14 protein-coding genes and 1 other annotated feature are annotated in these 16,761 nt (G+C 53.2%); of the genes, 8 read left to right on the top strand and 6 right to left on the bottom strand.

Going from position 1 to position 16,761, the window contains the following annotated elements; genetic code table 11:
- Positions 1–30: 30 nt before the first annotated feature.
- Entirely contained in the window at positions 31–2,316 is a 2,286-nt protein-coding gene (locus RT52_RS12540) for a CotH kinase family protein (RefSeq protein WP_034817793.1), read from the bottom strand.
- Positions 2,317–2,432: 116 nt separating this feature from the next.
- Between RT52_RS12540 and RT52_RS12545 the strand changes: the two genes are divergently transcribed.
- From RT52_RS12545 to RT52_RS12560, 4 genes are all read left to right on the top strand, one after another.
- Complete coding sequence (locus RT52_RS12545) at positions 2,433–3,173, top strand: polyphosphate polymerase domain-containing protein (RefSeq protein ID WP_034805776.1); 741 nt, start codon at positions 2,433–2,435, stop codon at positions 3,171–3,173.
- Complete coding sequence (locus tag RT52_RS12550; RefSeq protein WP_034817794.1) at positions 3,170–3,862, top strand: DUF4956 domain-containing protein; 693 nt, start codon at positions 3,170–3,172, stop codon at positions 3,860–3,862. Before RT52_RS12545 ends, RT52_RS12550 begins: the two co-directional genes overlap by 4 nt.
- A 184-nt stretch (positions 3,863–4,046) precedes the next feature.
- Positions 4,047–5,369, top strand: coding sequence for a nuclease-related domain-containing protein (locus tag RT52_RS12555; protein WP_034817795.1), 1,323 nt, complete (start codon positions 4,047–4,049; stop codon positions 5,367–5,369).
- A 164-nt stretch (positions 5,370–5,533) separates the two neighbouring features.
- Positions 5,534–7,777, top strand: a complete 2,244-nt coding sequence (locus RT52_RS12560) for a C40 family peptidase (RefSeq protein WP_034817796.1) — start codon at positions 5,534–5,536, stop codon at positions 7,775–7,777.
- A gap of 42 nt (positions 7,778–7,819) precedes the next feature.
- Here RT52_RS12560 and RT52_RS12565 read toward each other — a convergent pair whose 3' ends face one another.
- The gene (locus RT52_RS12565) at positions 7,820–8,806 is read right to left on the bottom strand and encodes a DUF5050 domain-containing protein (protein ID WP_162174545.1); all 987 of its coding nucleotides are present in this window, start codon (positions 8,804–8,806) and stop codon (positions 7,820–7,822) included.
- A gap of 276 nt (positions 8,807–9,082) precedes the next feature.
- Positions 9,083–9,314: a binding site (T-box leader), on the top strand.
- Between the two features lie 56 nt (positions 9,315–9,370).
- On the opposite strand from RT52_RS12565, the gene trpE reads away from it, so the two are divergent.
- From trpE to RT52_RS12585, 4 genes are all read left to right on the top strand, one after another.
- Positions 9,371–10,702: an anthranilate synthase component I gene (gene trpE, locus RT52_RS12570; RefSeq protein ID WP_034817798.1), complete on the top strand. Its 1,332-nt coding sequence runs from the start codon at positions 9,371–9,373 to the stop codon at positions 10,700–10,702.
- On the top strand, positions 10,699–11,274 hold the full coding sequence (locus RT52_RS12575; RefSeq protein ID WP_034817799.1) for an anthranilate synthase component II: 576 nt from the start codon (positions 10,699–10,701) through the stop codon (positions 11,272–11,274). The genes trpE and RT52_RS12575 overlap by 4 nt, the downstream gene beginning before the upstream one ends.
- 243 nt (positions 11,275–11,517) lie before the next feature.
- Complete coding sequence (locus RT52_RS12580; RefSeq protein ID WP_034817800.1) at positions 11,518–12,561, top strand: Fic family protein; 1,044 nt, start codon at positions 11,518–11,520, stop codon at positions 12,559–12,561.
- Positions 12,562–12,657: 96 nt separating this feature from the next.
- On the top strand, positions 12,658–13,098 hold the full coding sequence (locus RT52_RS12585; RefSeq protein ID WP_034817801.1) for a small multi-drug export protein: 441 nt from the start codon (positions 12,658–12,660) through the stop codon (positions 13,096–13,098).
- 109 nt (positions 13,099–13,207) lie between these two features.
- Here RT52_RS12585 and RT52_RS12590 read toward each other — a convergent pair whose 3' ends face one another.
- The 4 genes from RT52_RS12590 to RT52_RS12605 are packed head-to-tail and all read right to left on the bottom strand — an operon-like array spanning position 13,208 to position 16,756.
- Positions 13,208–13,930: a ferredoxin reductase domain-containing protein gene (locus RT52_RS12590; RefSeq protein WP_034817802.1), complete on the bottom strand. Its 723-nt coding sequence runs from the start codon at positions 13,928–13,930 to the stop codon at positions 13,208–13,210.
- Between the two features lie 23 nt (positions 13,931–13,953).
- Entirely contained in the window at positions 13,954–14,706 is a 753-nt protein-coding gene (locus RT52_RS12595) for an iron ABC transporter ATP-binding protein (RefSeq protein WP_034817803.1), read from the bottom strand.
- Positions 14,703–15,764: an iron chelate uptake ABC transporter family permease subunit gene (locus RT52_RS12600; protein WP_034817804.1), complete on the bottom strand. Its 1,062-nt coding sequence runs from the start codon at positions 15,762–15,764 to the stop codon at positions 14,703–14,705. The genes RT52_RS12595 and RT52_RS12600 overlap by 4 nt, the downstream gene beginning before the upstream one ends.
- Complete coding sequence (locus RT52_RS12605) at positions 15,761–16,756, bottom strand: ABC transporter permease (protein ID WP_376778073.1); 996 nt, start codon at positions 16,754–16,756, stop codon at positions 15,761–15,763. Before RT52_RS12605 ends, RT52_RS12600 begins: the two co-directional genes overlap by 4 nt.
- Positions 16,757–16,761: the final 5 nt, after the last annotated feature.

The raw sequence follows: 16,761 nt of genomic DNA on the forward strand, positions 1-16,761 counted from the left end.
AGGGCCCATGTCGCCATCGGCCCCTTCGTGTCAGTCCACCCTAAACCGTTCCGTCAACTGCTGTTCGATCACGATCGGACGTGCCTCGGCGAAAGCGCGCATCTTGTTCAATCGACCGTTCCAAGCGGCCATAGATGGGGCGTTCCCCCAACGTTCGATTTGATTCGGCATCTCCGCTTCAATCCCCGCGGCCATCTCGTCGAGCTTCGTGAGCATCGTCTCCGTCGCGAACGGGCCGGCGAGCAGTTCATCGAAGATCGCGAGGAAGCGTTCACGTCCCTCCTCACTCGCGATGAGCGAACGGAAGAGGGCATGCTCTGGCTTCGGCCCGGTCAGATAACCGAACATGTCATAGTTGATGCTCTCCTCGATTGGGAAACGGCCAGCAAAGCCCTGATCCAAATCAAACACGATCCAACGCCAGCGTCCATCATGTCCGTATATCCCCTCGGTCACGTTCGTTCCTTTTCGCCAAACAGCATAGTTGTTGAACATGCTATCGAGGTTGCCGTAAAACGCCTGATAAGCGACGTACTCCAAGAAATTGTCGATGTCCATTCGACGCTCGAGTTCCTCGAACTTGTCGGAATCATTTAAATCGTTCGTTTCGGCGAATCGGACCATCTCCTGATAATGAATCAGGTCGGCCTCGCTTCCCGCGTCAAGGACGAACCCGTCCGGATGACCGGGTTCGGCCTCGACGATGGCGAGCTCGGTCTCGTCGATGTCGTATTTGATCTCGAAATAGTCGGGTGAATAAAGCTCACGTAAGTTATGAAGTCCCCAATACTCGCCATTCATGAGGACGATCGTCGGCTGATAGTCCTGAAAGTCGAGCGGACGCTCACCCAGGAGCTCCTGCATGAACGCGTCCCGAAGCATCGCCCCTTGCCAGTCGTTCCCGGCATTGCGGAGGAGCAGTCGGTTGAACTCCGTCTCGTCGTTCCCGGGGAAGAACGGGTGGTAGAAGCGGCTCTGCCCGTACTCGCTCCGCGCATATAGACGGAGACTCTTTTGCGCGAGACCGCGCGAGAAGCCGCCATGGATGCGTATGCCGATGTCTTGCCCGAACACGTGCGTCCCTTCCTCGAAATAGTCGATATGCGCCGGACGCTCCCACTCTCGACCCGTCTCGAAGAAATTGCCGCGCCCGAGTTCGAGCGGCCCATCAAGTAAATCGCCTGGTGTGTAGATACCGATGGCGGGATCGAACAAGTTCTTCGCATCCGTCGTCAGCGATACGACGGGGAGGTTCGACGTGAACAAGTCTGCGTCGAGCAAATACGTCCGCGTCGATCGCGCGCTCGTCGCCCCGTCCTTCACGCTGATCGCGCGAATCGTCACGGCCTTCTCGACCTCTTCTCGTTCGAACGTTGGCGTCGGCCAGTTCGTCGCCGTCCGATTGTTCGATAAGACGGGCACGTCCGCGGTAAGCGACGGGTCGAGCGTGATCGGGCTCATATAGCGGGTCGACTCGGGTGTCGGGTCGCTCCCATCTGTCGTATAGAAGATGTCGGCCCCGTCCGTCGCCTCGAGCGAGAGCGTCGTCCCGGGTGCGATGATGCCGCTGTCAACCGAGAACGTCGGTCGGTCCGGCAATCGTTCGAAGTCGCGGTCGGCGACTTGCTCGGCGATCCCGTCAAGGATCGAGTAATCGTGCGTCGCGTTCCCCGTCACGTACAGCCGTTCCGAGATGTCGAGATTCTCGAGCGGCGAGAAGTCGGCGATGCGGTTGTCCCGCAGATTGACGTTGACGAGTCCCGTCAAGCCTTGGAGCGGTCCAATCGATTCGATGGCGTTGCCACGGACGTTCAGATGCGTCACGTTCGGGGTCCGTTCGAGCGCCTCGAGCGAGGTGACATCGTTGTCACGCAAGTTGAGCGTCGTGAGCGTCTCGGAAGCCGGCAAGAACGACAGGTCGCTTACGTCGTTCCCTTCTAAATTGAGCGTCTCGAGCGTGTCCGGGAGCTCCGGCACATCTGTCAACTGGTTGAAGCTCAAGTCGAGCATCTTCAAATGACGGAGTTTCGAGAGGACCTCGGCATCCGTCACATGGTTGCCGGACAAATTGAGCGTCTCGAGCGACTGGAAATGTTCGAGCCCGGTCAAGTCGGTCAACTGATAGCCGGACAAGTCGAGCGCAGTGACGCCTCGGACCTTGTTCTGGTTGAACGAGCCGACCGGGATGTTCAACTCTTCGGCGAGCGCGGCCTCGAACGCCGCCCCGGCCGTCGCGTTCTCTTCGGCGATGTAGTACATGCCGCCCCACGTCCCGGCGAGCACGGCGGCCAACAATCCGACTTTTAATACCTTCATATAATATGAGCCTCCCGACGTCGATGTCTATTTGCGATTCGTGTGCTGTAACAGTATACTTGAATTCTAACACACCTTAACAAATATTTAATAATCCCTAATGAAGGAGAGACACCGTGGCCCAAGAGATATTCAAGCGATACGAGATCAAGTATTTAATCCCATTTGCGAAGTACCTTGAGCTCCGTGAGCTCATCCTCCCGTATATGCATTACGATACGTACGGCAACCCGGAAGGGAAATACAACATCGTCAGCCTCTATTTCGACTCGAACGACAAGTCGATCTATTACGAGACGCGCAACAAACTGCCGTTCCGCCAAAAGTTGCGCCTCCGCGTTTACGACCAGGCCGACCTAGGCAGCGCCTCGTTCATCGAGGTAAAACAGAAGTTCAAGAACGTCGTCAACAAGCGCCGGACGATCCTCCCGCTCCACCAGGCGTACGACATCCTGCGCGACCCGAACAAGCCGCTCGAGACGGTCGAGGCGTCGAACCCGCAAATTTTGAAAGAGGCGCTCCACTTCCAGCACTTGTACGACTTAAAACCGAACACGGTCGTCAGCTATGACCGCCAAGCGTTCTCCGGGACGTTCGAGAAAGACCTCCGCGTCACGTTCGACTACAACCTCATGTGCCGAAACGACGACTTGCGAATCGAACACGGGCCAGAAGGGCATCACTTCATCGACCCCGGGCTCGTCGTCCTCGAGGTGAAAGTGTCCGAGGTCGTCCCGTTTTGGCTCGCCCGCATCTTGTCGGACCTCGAATGCAACAAACAGAGCGTCTCCAAGTTCTGTACGAGCGTCGAATTATTGGAACACGAAAACTCAAGCGAAGGTAGGATTTTGTCATGACCGATTTCTTTAACGAAGTACGCCAGCTCGCCGACGTCACCTCGCGCCTCACCGTGCTCGAGGCGGCCGCGGCGATCTTCCTCAGTTTCATCTTGACGCTTTGCATCGCCTATTTGTATAAACGGACCCATACTGGCGCCCGTTACTCGCAGTCGTTCGTCCAGACGATTATCATCATGGGCGTCACCGTGTCGGTCATCATGATCGTCATCGGCAACAACGTCGCCGTCGCCTTCGGTCTCGTCGGGGCGTTCTCAATCATCCGTTTCCGGAGCGCGATGAGCGACCCGAAAGACATCGCCTTCATCTTCTTCGGCATGGCGGCCGGCATCTCGTGCGGCCTCGGCTTCTACATACTCGCCATCCTGTTCACCGTGTCGCTGTCGGTCATCATCCTCCTGTTGTACACGTTCGACTTCGGTCGCGGCGGCTCGGACAAGAAGCGGTTGTCGATCACGGTGCCGGAGAATCTGCATGACGAGACGGCGTTTGACGGGGTGCTGTCGGCGCACTACAAATATTATGCGCTCCGCTCGGTCGAGACGACGAACCTCGGCACGATGATCCAGCTCGTCTATATCGTCCAAAACAAGGACGGTGTCAAAGACAAACAGATCATCGATGAGCTCCGTAAGATGAACGGCAACTTGAAAGTGTCCGTCAACTATTTGAATACGGAAATCTTTTGAGACGCTACTCTCTCCAGTACACTTGGAGGGAGTATTTTTGTGTCTTTTTTTCAAAAACGCTTTACCTTTATAAGGAAAAATTAAAATACCGAGAAGGAAATCTCGCTATACTAGTTCAAGGGACGGCGAAGTGATGTCGTCACGCTTTTTAATGAATATCATTTACAGAAAGTAGGAGACCTTTATGAAGTTTCATGAATACATGCGATCAAACACAAAAATCGCGCTCATTCTTATGACCGTGTTCGTCTCTTTAGAACTGTTGTTCCGAAGGGAAGGTGTCGCGACCGTCCTCCGTGATTACGGGATTGGATGGTCGGTCATTTTGCTGTCTTTTATGTATTTTATTCTTGGTTATGTGATTGCGATGCTTTACAACGCACCGTCATTACTTTTCCGAAAACGCTATCGCCGAAAGGTCGAGAAGAAAGCGATGTTGGCGAAACAGACACGCGTGACGAAACGGACCGAGCATTATATCGAGTTGGTGCAACCGAAATTCCGCGCGCTCGCATGGAACCATGATTACGCCATCCACTCCTTGGCCGCAGGACCGTCTGTCGAATGGACGAACGAGGAGGCAGCCGCCACTTTGACGAATCTGTCCCCTCGCCTAACGACGCTTCGACAAGATTACTTGAACGAAGATCATGTGCGTCAACAAAAAGAAGTATTCGATCGTTACGGTCGTCTTCTCGACAGTGGCATGATTGACGTCGAACGGCTCAACGCGTTCCTCGGACAATCCGAATTGCCAAAACATGTGAGGCAGGCGTTGATTCATCCGTTCCCGCTCGTCGACACGCTTGAAGCGATGAAGGCGAGAAGTTACGAAATCAACGGGCGCCATCTTGCCCTCTCTGCCGGTATCGAAGGTGAACAGATTGTGATGCAAGAGCTCGAAAAGTATGCGGACAGCTATACGACGTTGTACGGCAATCGCATCGCCTATGACGCGCATCACACAGTCGAGAGTGACGCCCTCGTCTTCTCAGAACAGGGAATCTTCACAATCGAAGTCAAAAACATCAAAGCCAAAGGCGACCAGTTCATTAAAATCTCCAAGGACGGGGTCTGGTATGCTCGACGTGGCCTATCCGAAGATTGGCAAGTGGATGAACAGTCCTCGAAAATCTTTGATCAGATGAACCGCCAAGTATATGGTTCCCAAAAGTTCATCTCTGATCAAACCGGCGAGCGACTTACCGTCCATCCGGTCGTCGTGATTGCGAACGCCAACGCGAAAATCGAGAATGAGACGGATTGGGTCGTCATTCGACCGAACCAGCTATATACGGTGATTTCTCGTGGCAAGGATCAACTCTCGCAAGAAACGTGCGAGTCATTACGCGATTTGTTCAAAGCACATAATTTAGGTCAAAAAGCGTTCAAACATTTGGATTATACGAAGGAATACGATCAGATCCTCCAGAACACGCTATTTATCCATCACGTCACGACATCTCTGCTGATTTTATTGTCGACTTATAATGAGATGGAGAAATGATGGAAAACTCGGGCCCAATCGGCTCGAGTCTTTTTACTTTGTCTTTCGTCCAAAGAACGTTTCCCCTCATTTTAAAAAGTAATGCTTTCTTTTTCTATTCCGAACAGTATACTAAAAAATGGCAAGTTTTCTTATTTGTCCCAATCGAATACAGTTGAACCGAGGTGCTTTTATTGAAACGACTAATTGGTCTACTTTTTTTCTTCAGCCTGTGTATGACGTCCGCAGCTTTTGCGACAAGCCCGCAACTCGTCACACTCGTTGAAACGAACGTATACGCCACAACCGAGGAAGTGGATGTGCTCGCGACACTCCCTGCCGGAACGAGTCTCACCGTGCTCGAACGCGGGGCGACCCACGCACGAATCCAAAATGGCGAACAGGAAGGATTCGTCCGCGAGTCAGACGTGGCATCGCTCCAATCACGTTATGTGGTTAGCGAGACGTATACGCTCGACGACGCCGGCGAACGGGTCGCCTACCTTCCTTATGGGACACAGCTCAACGTGTATGAATCTGATGAAGCGCTCGTCTTGACGACAGAAGGGACTTGGGTGGCACGCGACGCGCTCGCCGATTCGATGCCTTCCCTCACGCCAGAGACACGCTTCGTCAAACAGGCCGACGCTGTCTATATGCGCCCTGAGCCAAGTGAGGCAATCCGTCAAACCGTGCTCGCGGAGACCGTCGTCGTATACGGTAACGTCAATGGCTACGCCCGCGTCCAAACGGGAGACGCCTATGCCTACATCGCCATGAACCAACTCGGCACGTCACCGGTCAAGACCGGCCAGCGCTACGTCCAGTCCGATGCGGCCACTTTCACCGATCTCGGTCAGACGGTGACAGGTTCTGTGAAAAGCGGACAACTCGTCAGTGTGTATGGCACGCACGGCGCCTTCACACGCCTCTTCACGAAAGGCCAGTTCGTCTATGTCGAGACGAAAGCGCTCGGCACGTCTAAGCCGACCTACAAGAAGACCGGCCAACGTTATGCGCAAGTGGACGCCCCGCTTTACGGCACAGCGAACCGTAAGACGTCCGTCGGGTCGATTAAACGTGGACAGCTCGTCAGTGTGTATGGAACGGATGGCGCCTTCACACGCCTCTTCACGAAAGGCCAGTTCGTCTATGTCGAGACGAGCTTACTCGGCACTGCCAAACCGACATATCAAAAGACCGGTCAACGTTACCTGACGAAAGAGACACCGGTTTATGAACGTGCTGCCAACTCTAAAGTCGTCACGACGTTCAAACGTGGGCAACTCGTCAACGTCTACGGGACTGAAGGCGCCTATACGCGCGTCTCCGTGAACGGCTCGTTTTATTTCGTCTTGACGAACGGGACGAGCAAGACGAAACCGCCGCTCTATGACGCGACGGGCATGCGCTACGTCAAATTCAACGGGATTAGCGTCTATGCGAGCGCCTCGACCCAGTCGCGGGTATCCCGCCTCAATCGTGGTCAAGTCGTCGAGACGTTCGGGACGAGCGGCTACTACACACGCGTCCGTGTCGGTGGCCAGTATCGTTTCGTCGCGACCGGGTATCTGTCGCTCAATAAACCGATTGCAAAACCGAAAGCAGGTACGGTTTTCTATGTCCAACTCGATGGGACGCCTCACTTCTCTACCGATGTCGCTTATGCGCGTCCGGCCGGGACGTTGAAGCGCGGCACGCGGGTCATCGGCATCCGCTCTATCGATGATGATTTCTGGCAAGTTCGGTTGCCAAATGGCAAAACGACTTACGTATTGAACCCTTACATTTCGACGACACAACCAAAGGCCGTACACCACACGAACGTGAATGCCGGGGCACGCTACATGACGACGAAACGGACGCCGTTCTACGCGAATCCAAATGACACGTCACCAATCGGCTATTTAGACACGAATCGACGCGTCTACCCACGCTCAAAGAGTGGGGATTCGTATTTGATTCAATACAACTGGCGTCCGGTGTACGTGAAACTGTCAGATATCCGTGTGAGCGTCGACCCACTCCTCGCGAAACGCAACAACACGCAGCAAGAACGTTTCGTCGCGGCGGCCGTGAATCATCTTGGCACGCCGTATACATGGGGCTCACAGTCCCCGTTAAACGGCGGCTTCGATTGTTCGGGGCTCGTGCATTACGCGGCAAACCAAGCCGGAAAAGTCGGCGGTCGGACGAACGTCTCCGGCTACTGGAGTAGCAATCACTTTAAAAACAAACGGACCGCCATCACGAGCGGACACCGTGGCGATATCATCTTCTTCGCCGGCACGTATCGGAACGGACCGTCCCATATCGGCATCATGCTTGACAACGAGTTCTTCATTCATGCCGGTGGGGAGACACTGCAAATCAACTCGATTTATGATCCTCAGTGGCGGACATATTTCCTCGGGTACAAATCGCTTTAACTCAAAGAATCCCGATGCATCGAAATGTATCGGGATTCTTTACTATTCGTACCAATTGTAGCGATCTGCTTCGAATGTATAGGTTGTTTGTTTGGGATTATAAGGAACAACAACATATTCTGCTATTTTTTCCGAATCGAATTTCTCATAGGCCATTCCAAATGGCTTGAAAACTAACGTCTCGCTACCGTAGGCCAAAAGTGGAATAGTTCGAATTATTTCACGCTTCCCAGTAAGATTTCCATCAGGCTTCATTCGTTTAAATGCATAACGAACATAAGGACTTCCGTTTGATTTAAATGTTGTTCCTTCTTCAAGATAGTAAAGCATCCCTTGATGAATCGTATAGTGTTGATGACCTTGTTTCCATGTCGTAATGACATCCTTTTGTTGACCATCTAATGATACTCGGACTAGTTGAACTTGATTTTTATTTCTGGGATTAATTCTCGTATAAAAAACAAAACCTGGAGCCACATCGATATCTTGTATTTCTCGGTCAACTGTAATCATGCGTTTCCCTTTACCGTCAATTCCAATTCTATATAATCGATTCGTGTTGGCCTCATCAGAGAAGTAAACGCTGTTTCCATGGACTTTATACGCATAATATCTATTAGTGTACTGAATTCGATTTTTTCCAGAAGCATCAACTGATTCTAGTGGATACCCTCCTTTTTGAGCGGCATATGAATAAAAGACACGATTTTTCTTTGCATCAAGTAGTTCAAAGCCATACCCTTTGACTGAAGGTGTTATTTTTCTTAGATTCTTGCCATTCGTTTGGATGGTGTAAAGATTTGTTGCATTCATAGATGAGTAATAGAGTCGTTGCCCGTCCGGATTAGATAACATTTTTTCGCATCCATCTTTTAGAGCGTCTCCAATTTTCTTTATTGAATTACCACTTCCATCTTGTAAGTAAATCGAAAAGTTGGGGCGCGAAAATTCTTGCTTACACCCGTACATCCTCACGTCTTTCACATGGGGTATTTTTGATTCAGCTGCTCTCACGTCTGATGCATCCATAGTCATCCACGTCAATAACAGGAATGACACAATGTATATCATCCGTTTCATAATGATTACTCCATTCTATATTTTTTTTAATTTATCATGTTAATCATATCAAAAAGCAATTTACCCCCTAGATATTTATTACCAAAAAAAGTAAATCGTTTTTTCAGGTTAATCTCCTTTATAGTTTCAATTCATACCTATTCACTTGAAAACAAAGGAACGCTAACTCTTGAATCGGTCTTGACAATCTGTCTTTCACTCGGTAAAGTGGCGATAACATCATACGAACTCGCGATGAGAAAGAAGAGTAGCGCGAAGGGACGTCTCCAGAAAGCCGGTGGTCGATGCGAACCGGTGACGTGTCTTGCGTGAATGGGCTTTTGAGCGTTCAGACCGATATGTAGGCTCTGACGGGTCCTCCCGTTACCGAGGACAGCGAATGATTGTTCGCGATGAGTGGGGAGATATGTCGTCTCTCAACGAAGGTGGCAACACGGGGAATCTCCTCGTCCTTCATGTCCGTTTGGGCATGTCGGGCGGGGAGTATTTTTTTATTTTAAGGAGGTCAATCTTATGGAACAACGAATCATCAACGGCGACGAACTGACACCGGTGGCCATCTTCCACCGTCTAAAAGGTGAACGAAAAGTATTGCTCGAAAGCCGCGCCGAAGGCAAGCACGGCCGCTACTCGATTGTCGCAGCGAATCCGGTCGAGACGCTTCGTGTCGACGGGACGAGCATTTCGGACGCGAACGGAACGATTGAGACGGCCGATCCGCTCGCCCACTTGTCCACGCTGATCACCCGTGACGTCCCGGACGCCCCGTACCCGTTCATCGGCGGCGCCATCGGGTATATCGGTTACGACATGCAACGCGTCTACGAACCGATCCCGAACACGCCGAGTGAGACGCGCGGCTTGCCTGACGCGTTGTTCCAGCGTTACGAGACGGTCGTCTTGTATGACCACCTCGAGGAACAGGTCATCTTGATCGACACTGGCGACACGGACGCGACGGAACGGCTCGACGAGATTCAGCGTCAACTCGAGACGGCGCAGACGCACTCGCTCGAACCGGTCGTCCGGACAAGCGAGCGCATCTTGACCGAAAAAAACGAATTCATCGAACGCGTCTTGAAGGCGAAAGAGGCGATTCTCGCCGGCGAGGTGTTCCAACTCGTCTTGTCGCAACGAATCGACGCGACGTTCACCGGCGACCCGTTCCACTTTTACCGGACGCTCCGGAAACAGAACCCGAGCCCGTACTTGTTCTATATCGACCTCGGGGAAGCGATCGTCCTCGGCGCCTCCCCGGAGAGCCTCGTCCAAGTGAGCGGGAGCCGGGTGACGACGAACCCGATCGCCGGCACTCGCCCGCGCGGCAAGACGGTCGAGGAAGACATCCGTCACGGCGAGTCGCTCCTCGCTGATGAGAAAGAACTCGCCGAGCACCGGATGCTCCTTGACCTCGGGCGAAACGATATCGGCCGCGTCGCCAAGGTCGGTACGGTGACGATCCTGAAACAGATCGAGCTCGAACGGTTCAAAAACGTCATGCACCTCGTCTCCGAGGTCGAAGGCGAGCTGCGGGACGACTTGAATCCGATTGACGCTTTGCGCGCCTGTCTTCCGGCCGGCACCGTGTCCGGGGCGCCGAAGATTCGGGCGATGCAGCTCATCGACGAGCTCGAGACGGTGAAACGCGAAGTGTACGCCGGGGCGGTCGGGTATCTCGATGTCCGCGGCGGCTTCGACTTCGCTCTCGCCATCCGGACGATGGTCGTGCAAGGCGATACGGCCCACGTCCAAGCCGGCGCCGGGATCGTCTATGACTCCGACCCCGTGTCGGAATATGAAGAGACGCTGCATAAAGCCAAATCCCTTTTGGAGGTGTTCGCATGATTTTACTCATCGACAACTACGACTCGTTCACGTATAACGTCTATCAAGACGTCGCCCGGTTCAGTGACGTCATCGTCGTCCGAAACGACGAACTCTCGGTCGAGGCGATTCGTGACCTCAATCCATCCGGCATCATCATCTCCCCTGGCCCCGGTGGCCCACAGGACGCCGGCGTCTCGCTCGACGTCGTCCGGGAGCTCTCCGGCGTGATGCCGATACTCGGTATCTGTCTCGGTCACCAAGTCATCGCCGAGGCGTTCGGTGGGACGGTCGGCCGAGCAAATCAAGTCATGCATGGGAAAACGTCACGCATTTTGACGACCCCGTCCGTCTTATTCGATGGCGAGCCGCTCGATGTCATGCGCTATCACTCACTCGTCGTTCAAGCGACGGATCTCATCGTGACCGCTCGCACGGAAGACGGTGTCATCATGGCACTCGAGCATCCCGAGCATCCGACATACGGCGTCCAGTTCCACCCTGAGTCAATCGGGACGCTTGAGGGACGAAATCTGTTCGAGCGGTTCGTTGCATGTTGCGTGAAAAGTGCGGGGCATGTGTCCCCGGTCTGATTGTGACGATATACATCACTCAAGCGTGTCTCCACGAAAATCGGAGATGCGCTTTTTTACCGTTTCTCAATCATAACCTGAAATATAGCTCACCATTCTCTAAACATACTTATTTCTGTTCAAAATGAGTATGTTTATCACGTACATACCATCATAAATCGGTTATATTAGAGTTAAACATATTCAAAAATCAATAAAATGACTATGTTTAATCAATTTTGAATATAAATGGGGATGAGTACCATGCGAAATTATGATTATCAATATTTAAGAAGCCTCGCCTTACCGATGGAAACCGTACGATTGATTGGTCGCATCAATGAATACAAGGGCAAACAAGACCTATATAAACAACAGGCACCTCAAATCTTGAACACGTTATGTGACGTCGCGGTCATTCAATCGACAAAGGCTTCCAATGCGATTGAGGGGATCGTCGTGACCGAGAGCCGCCTACACACCATCATGTCGAAAACCTCGGATCCGGCCGACCGCTCGGAAGCTGAAATTGCCGGGTACCGGGATGTATTGAACTTAATCCATGCTTCAGCCCAAGATATCCCAATCAATCCGAACATCCTGCTCCAGCTTCATAAAGAACTTTATAAATTTGTTCCGGTCGAAGGCGGGCGTTGGAAAAATGTCGATAACGAGATTAGCGAGACCTTCCCCGACGGTACGCGCCGAACGCGCTTCGTACCTGTCCCGGCATTCGAGACCCCGACGGCTGTTCAAGCTTTATGCGACAGTGTAAAAGAACGTCGGCAAAACGAAGACGTCGATCCACTCATCTTGACTAGTATGTTCGTCCTCGACTTTTTATCGATTCATCCATTCAATGACGGGAACGGACGAATGGCCCGGCTGGTGACTTTGTTGCTGTTGTATCAATTCGGCTTTGAGGTCGGCCGCTATATTAGTCTCGAAAAGATTATCGAGGAACGGAAAGAGGACTACTATGAGTCTCTACGGTTGTCATCGATCCATTGGCATGAGAACCGACAAGACTCATTCCCATGGATCAACTATCTATTGAGCGTGATTCTTGCGGCTTATAAAGAGCTTGAGGAACGTGTTGGCCTCGTCACGTCAGGAAGTCAAAGCAAGAGCATCCGGATTAGACGATTCGTAGAAGGGAGAATCGGGCCGTTTACCAAGTCGCATGTTCGGAACGCCTGCCCCGACATCAGTGAGGCAACCATCAACCGAGTTCTTCGGGAATTGCGGGATGAAGGGGAAATCGCTCCATCTGGACTCGGCCGGAGTGCGAAATGGATTAAGCAATGACTCGAATGCAGAGGGTAGCACGCTTCCTCAACCAGAGGCGGAAATTCATTTCACAACGTTTACGTTTGAAAAGACATACGATCAAGGAGAATTGACATGAGTCTATTTGAATACATCAGTCTGTCTGCAACTGCATGGTTTATGGGATTCTTCCCCATGTTCGAAATCTATTTGGCCATCCCGAGTACGATGTTACTCGGTCTCGATCATGTCTCTGCGGTGCTTTGGGCCGGGTTCGGTAACTTCTTGCCGGTTCCCCTGCTCGCGTACTTTTACGATTGGCTCCATCGTTTCAAACGCCTCAGCGGCTGGCTCGATCGTCTCGAGAAGCATCGATTCAGTCATTTGATGCGCGAGCATGGCAGCTGGTCGATTATCCTCGTCACGCCATTACTCGGGTCATGGGTCGTCGGTGTGATTGGGCACTCGATCGGGATGAAGCGTTCCACCCTCCTCATCTATTCAGCCATCAGCATATTCGGGTATGGCGTGATCATCGCTTGGCTCACCTCGAAAGGCATCGAGTTCACATTCTGAGACACGCCTGACGTCGTTCGCAAATGAAAAGGTATCGGACTCATTCTGTATTGAATGAATCCGATTCCTTTTTTTGCGCTAGATTGCTCCTTACTCCTGGTTTTTCGAATCAAGAAGAGATTGCATTTTCGTCTCTTTCCATGAAAAACGCATCCAACTGAAAATCATGCTTATCGAGCACAATCTGTTCGCGCGCAATGCCCCGCTCACATAGCGTCGCAATCGTCTCGCGCAAGAAGTCATCGCTCCCGACGACGTAATACAGCCCGTCCATATCCTGTGCGAGCGTCTTGGCCGCCTCGTGGTAACGAACGCGGCTGTCGACGAAATCAGCCGTGAACGTATCCGTCGACGTAAAGACGTCTTTGAATAGATAGTTGGCCGACGAGTCGACGTTCAACGAATGGAGGTGCGGCACGCCTTCCCCGTCCGCCAAATAGTCGAGGACGAGCGGACGGAACGTCGCGAGCCCGACACCGGCCGACAACAAATAGACGTTCTTCCCAACACGTTTTAACGGCACGTTCGAATGCGTCTTGAAGATGGCGACGTTCTCACCGAGCGCCATTTCCCGGAGAATCGACTTGAACTCGGAACATTCTTTTTTAATACGTGTCGTGATGCCAATGACGCCTTCTCGCGGCAACGTCGAGATGGACATGTGGCGAATCAGACTCCGGTTCGGTCGCTCTTCTTTGTTGAACCCTTCGAGCGCGAAATGCGTGTGCGCCCCTTCCTCCCACGTGAAGCCGTCTGGCCGTTCGAGTCGGAACGTGTATGTATCAGCTGCTTCTTCCACGACATCTAAAATCGGTGTCCAGTAAATCTGCATCGTCGTCACTTCCTTCTATATGATTAGTAGACAGCAATCGGTCCGTACGGGCCTTGGATGACCTCGAGCTTCGTCTCGAAGATGTCGGACAGGATCTCCCCGTTCATAATCTCGTCGACCGTCCCGAAGGCGGCGATCTGCCCGTCTTTCATCGCACAGATCCGGTCCGAATATTTGGCCGCGAAGTTGATATCGTGGAGCACGGTGACAATCGTCCGACCGAACTCGTCGGCGACGTGACGTAAGTATCCCATCATCTGTACCGAGCGGGCGATGTCCAAATTGTTGAGCGGCTCGTCGAGGAGGACATATTCCGTCTCCTGACAGAGCACCATCGCGACGTACGCCCGTTGGCGCTGGCCGCCCGACAGTTCGTCGAGGTAGCGGTGCTCGAGATGCGTCAAATCAAGAAAGTCGATATATTTCGAGATGATCGCCTCATCTTCTTTCGTCAACCGCCCCTTCGAGTACGGGAAACGACCGAACCCGGCGAGTTGGCGCACGGTCAGGCGCGTCACGAAATGATTCTCTTGCCGGAGGATCGTAATGATTTTCGCCAAGTCTTTCGACTTCGTGCTCGACACGTCCATCCCGGCGACTTGAATCTGACCCGCGTCTAAATTTAGCAGACGGCCGATCATCATGAGCGTCGTCGACTTCCCGGCCCCGTTCGGACCGATGAGCGACGTGAAGCCGGCCTTCGGGATATCGAGGTCGATCGGCCCGATGTGGACGTTATCCGTATACGATTTTTTCACTTGTTCGAGTTGTATCATAAGGACCTCCGCTTAAGAATGACTGCCAAGAAAATGATGCCGCCGAACAGTTCGATGATGACGGAGACGACGCTTGGCGTGTTGAAGATGTGGTACATGAAGAAGTAGGCGCTCGTCAAAACGAAGAAGCCGAGCGCGAACGCCATCGGGAAGACGTATTTATGGTCATACGTCGAGGCGACCTGGTAGCTGAGCGTCGCGACCAAGAAACCGAAGAACGTGAGCGGCCCGATGAGCGCCGTCGACACCGACATGAGGAGCGAGATAAGAATGAGCGTATAGATGACGCTCCCGCGATGGTTCACCCCGAACGACGTCGCCACGTCCTTCCCGAGCGAGACGAGATTGAGTCGGTTCGAGAACGCGTACAATAATACCCCGACGACGAGCACGAGCGGGATGACGATCGGGAAGTAGGCCGCGTCCGCGTTCGTCACCGAACCGAACAGCCGCGCCTGCAAGATGTCAAAGTCGGACGGGGCGAGCATGCGGCGCATGAACGTCGACACCGAGTTGAGCCCGGTCCCGATGATAATCCCGACGAGCAGCATGAGCTGCAGGTTGGCGTATTTCCCCGACAATAACCAGCCGTATAGCAAAAGACTCATGAGCACCATCAGTCCGACCTGCGTCAAGAACGCACCGGTCCCCGTAAAACCGACCAAGGCGCCGGCACCGAAGAAGAAAATCATACTCGTCTGAATCGTCGAATAGAGCGCGTCATACCCGAGGAGCGATGGTGTGATGATGCGGTTGTTCGTCACTGAATGGAACGCGACGGTCGCGAGGCTCTGACAGAGCGCCGCGATTGCCATCGTCGTGACGGCGACGACGCGCCGCTCGACGACTGGCCAAAACGACGGCGAGTCGATTGGGACCGGATTGTTGTAAAGCAACAGCCCGAGCGCGCACAACACGCCACCGATGATTAAGGCGGCAAGGAAGAGCCAATAGCGCCGCTCCTCCCGTCTCGAACGGAACGCCGACGCGCTCCGCTCCTTTCCTTGAAGCGGATGGACGTCCACTTCGTACACTTCTTTCTCGATGACCGTACTCATCGAACCCCTCCCCGCTTCCGCTGTCTAAGTAAAATCCCGATGAAGACGAACGCACCGACCGTCCCGAGAATGAGTGAGACCGGCAGTTCGAACGGTGCGATAATCGTCCGGGAAATCAAGTCACTGACGAGAATCGCGCCCATGCCGACGACACATACCCACGGCAAGTTGCTGCGGAGGTCGTCCCCCCGAAACATCGAGACGAGGTTCGGGACGATTAAGCCGAGGAACGGCAAATTGCCGATGACCGTCGCCACGACACCGACCGAGAGGGCGATGAGACCCGTCGCAATCATCATGAGCTGGTTGTAGTTCACGCCGAGGCTCGTCGCGACGTCCTCTCCGAGTCCCGCGAGCGTCAACCGGTTCGCGAGCAAAAAGATGAGCACCGTTGAGATGAGGATGAGCCATAAATACTCATAGCGGCCGACCTGGACCGAGGCGAACGAACCGACGAACCAGCCTTCGAGCGTCTGACTCATCCGGAAGAACAGGCCGAGGAACGTGGAGACGGCCGAGATGACGGCACCGAGCATGAGCCCGATGATTGGGACAATCAACGACGACCGGAGTTTGACCGAACGTAAAAACCAAAAGAACACCATCGTACCGACGAACGAGAAGACGATTGCCCCCGTCATCCGCATCATGAGCGTCGGTGCCGGGACGAGCAAGTACACGGTCAAGAGCCCGAGCCCGGCCCATTCGAGTGTCCCGGTCGTCGTCGGTTCGACGAGCCGGTTTTGGGTGATGAGCTGCATGACGAGCCCCGACATCGCCATCGCCGCCCCCGTCAACATGAGGGCGACCGTCCGCGGGACACGCGTGATCCAAAACATATCGAAGTCGGCGCGAATATCATACACGCCCGTAACGAGCGATAAGACCGCAAGCATCAACACGACGAGCGTCGCGAAGATGAACGACTTCGTCCATATGGTAGAAAAGGAGGGCTGAGACAATGTCTCAGCCCGAGTTAGTGGTGTTTGCACGATAG

The organism is Exiguobacterium alkaliphilum 12/1 (assembly GCF_000714435.1).
GTDB classification, from domain to species: Bacteria; Bacillota; Bacilli; order Exiguobacteriales; family Exiguobacteriaceae; genus Exiguobacterium; species Exiguobacterium alkaliphilum.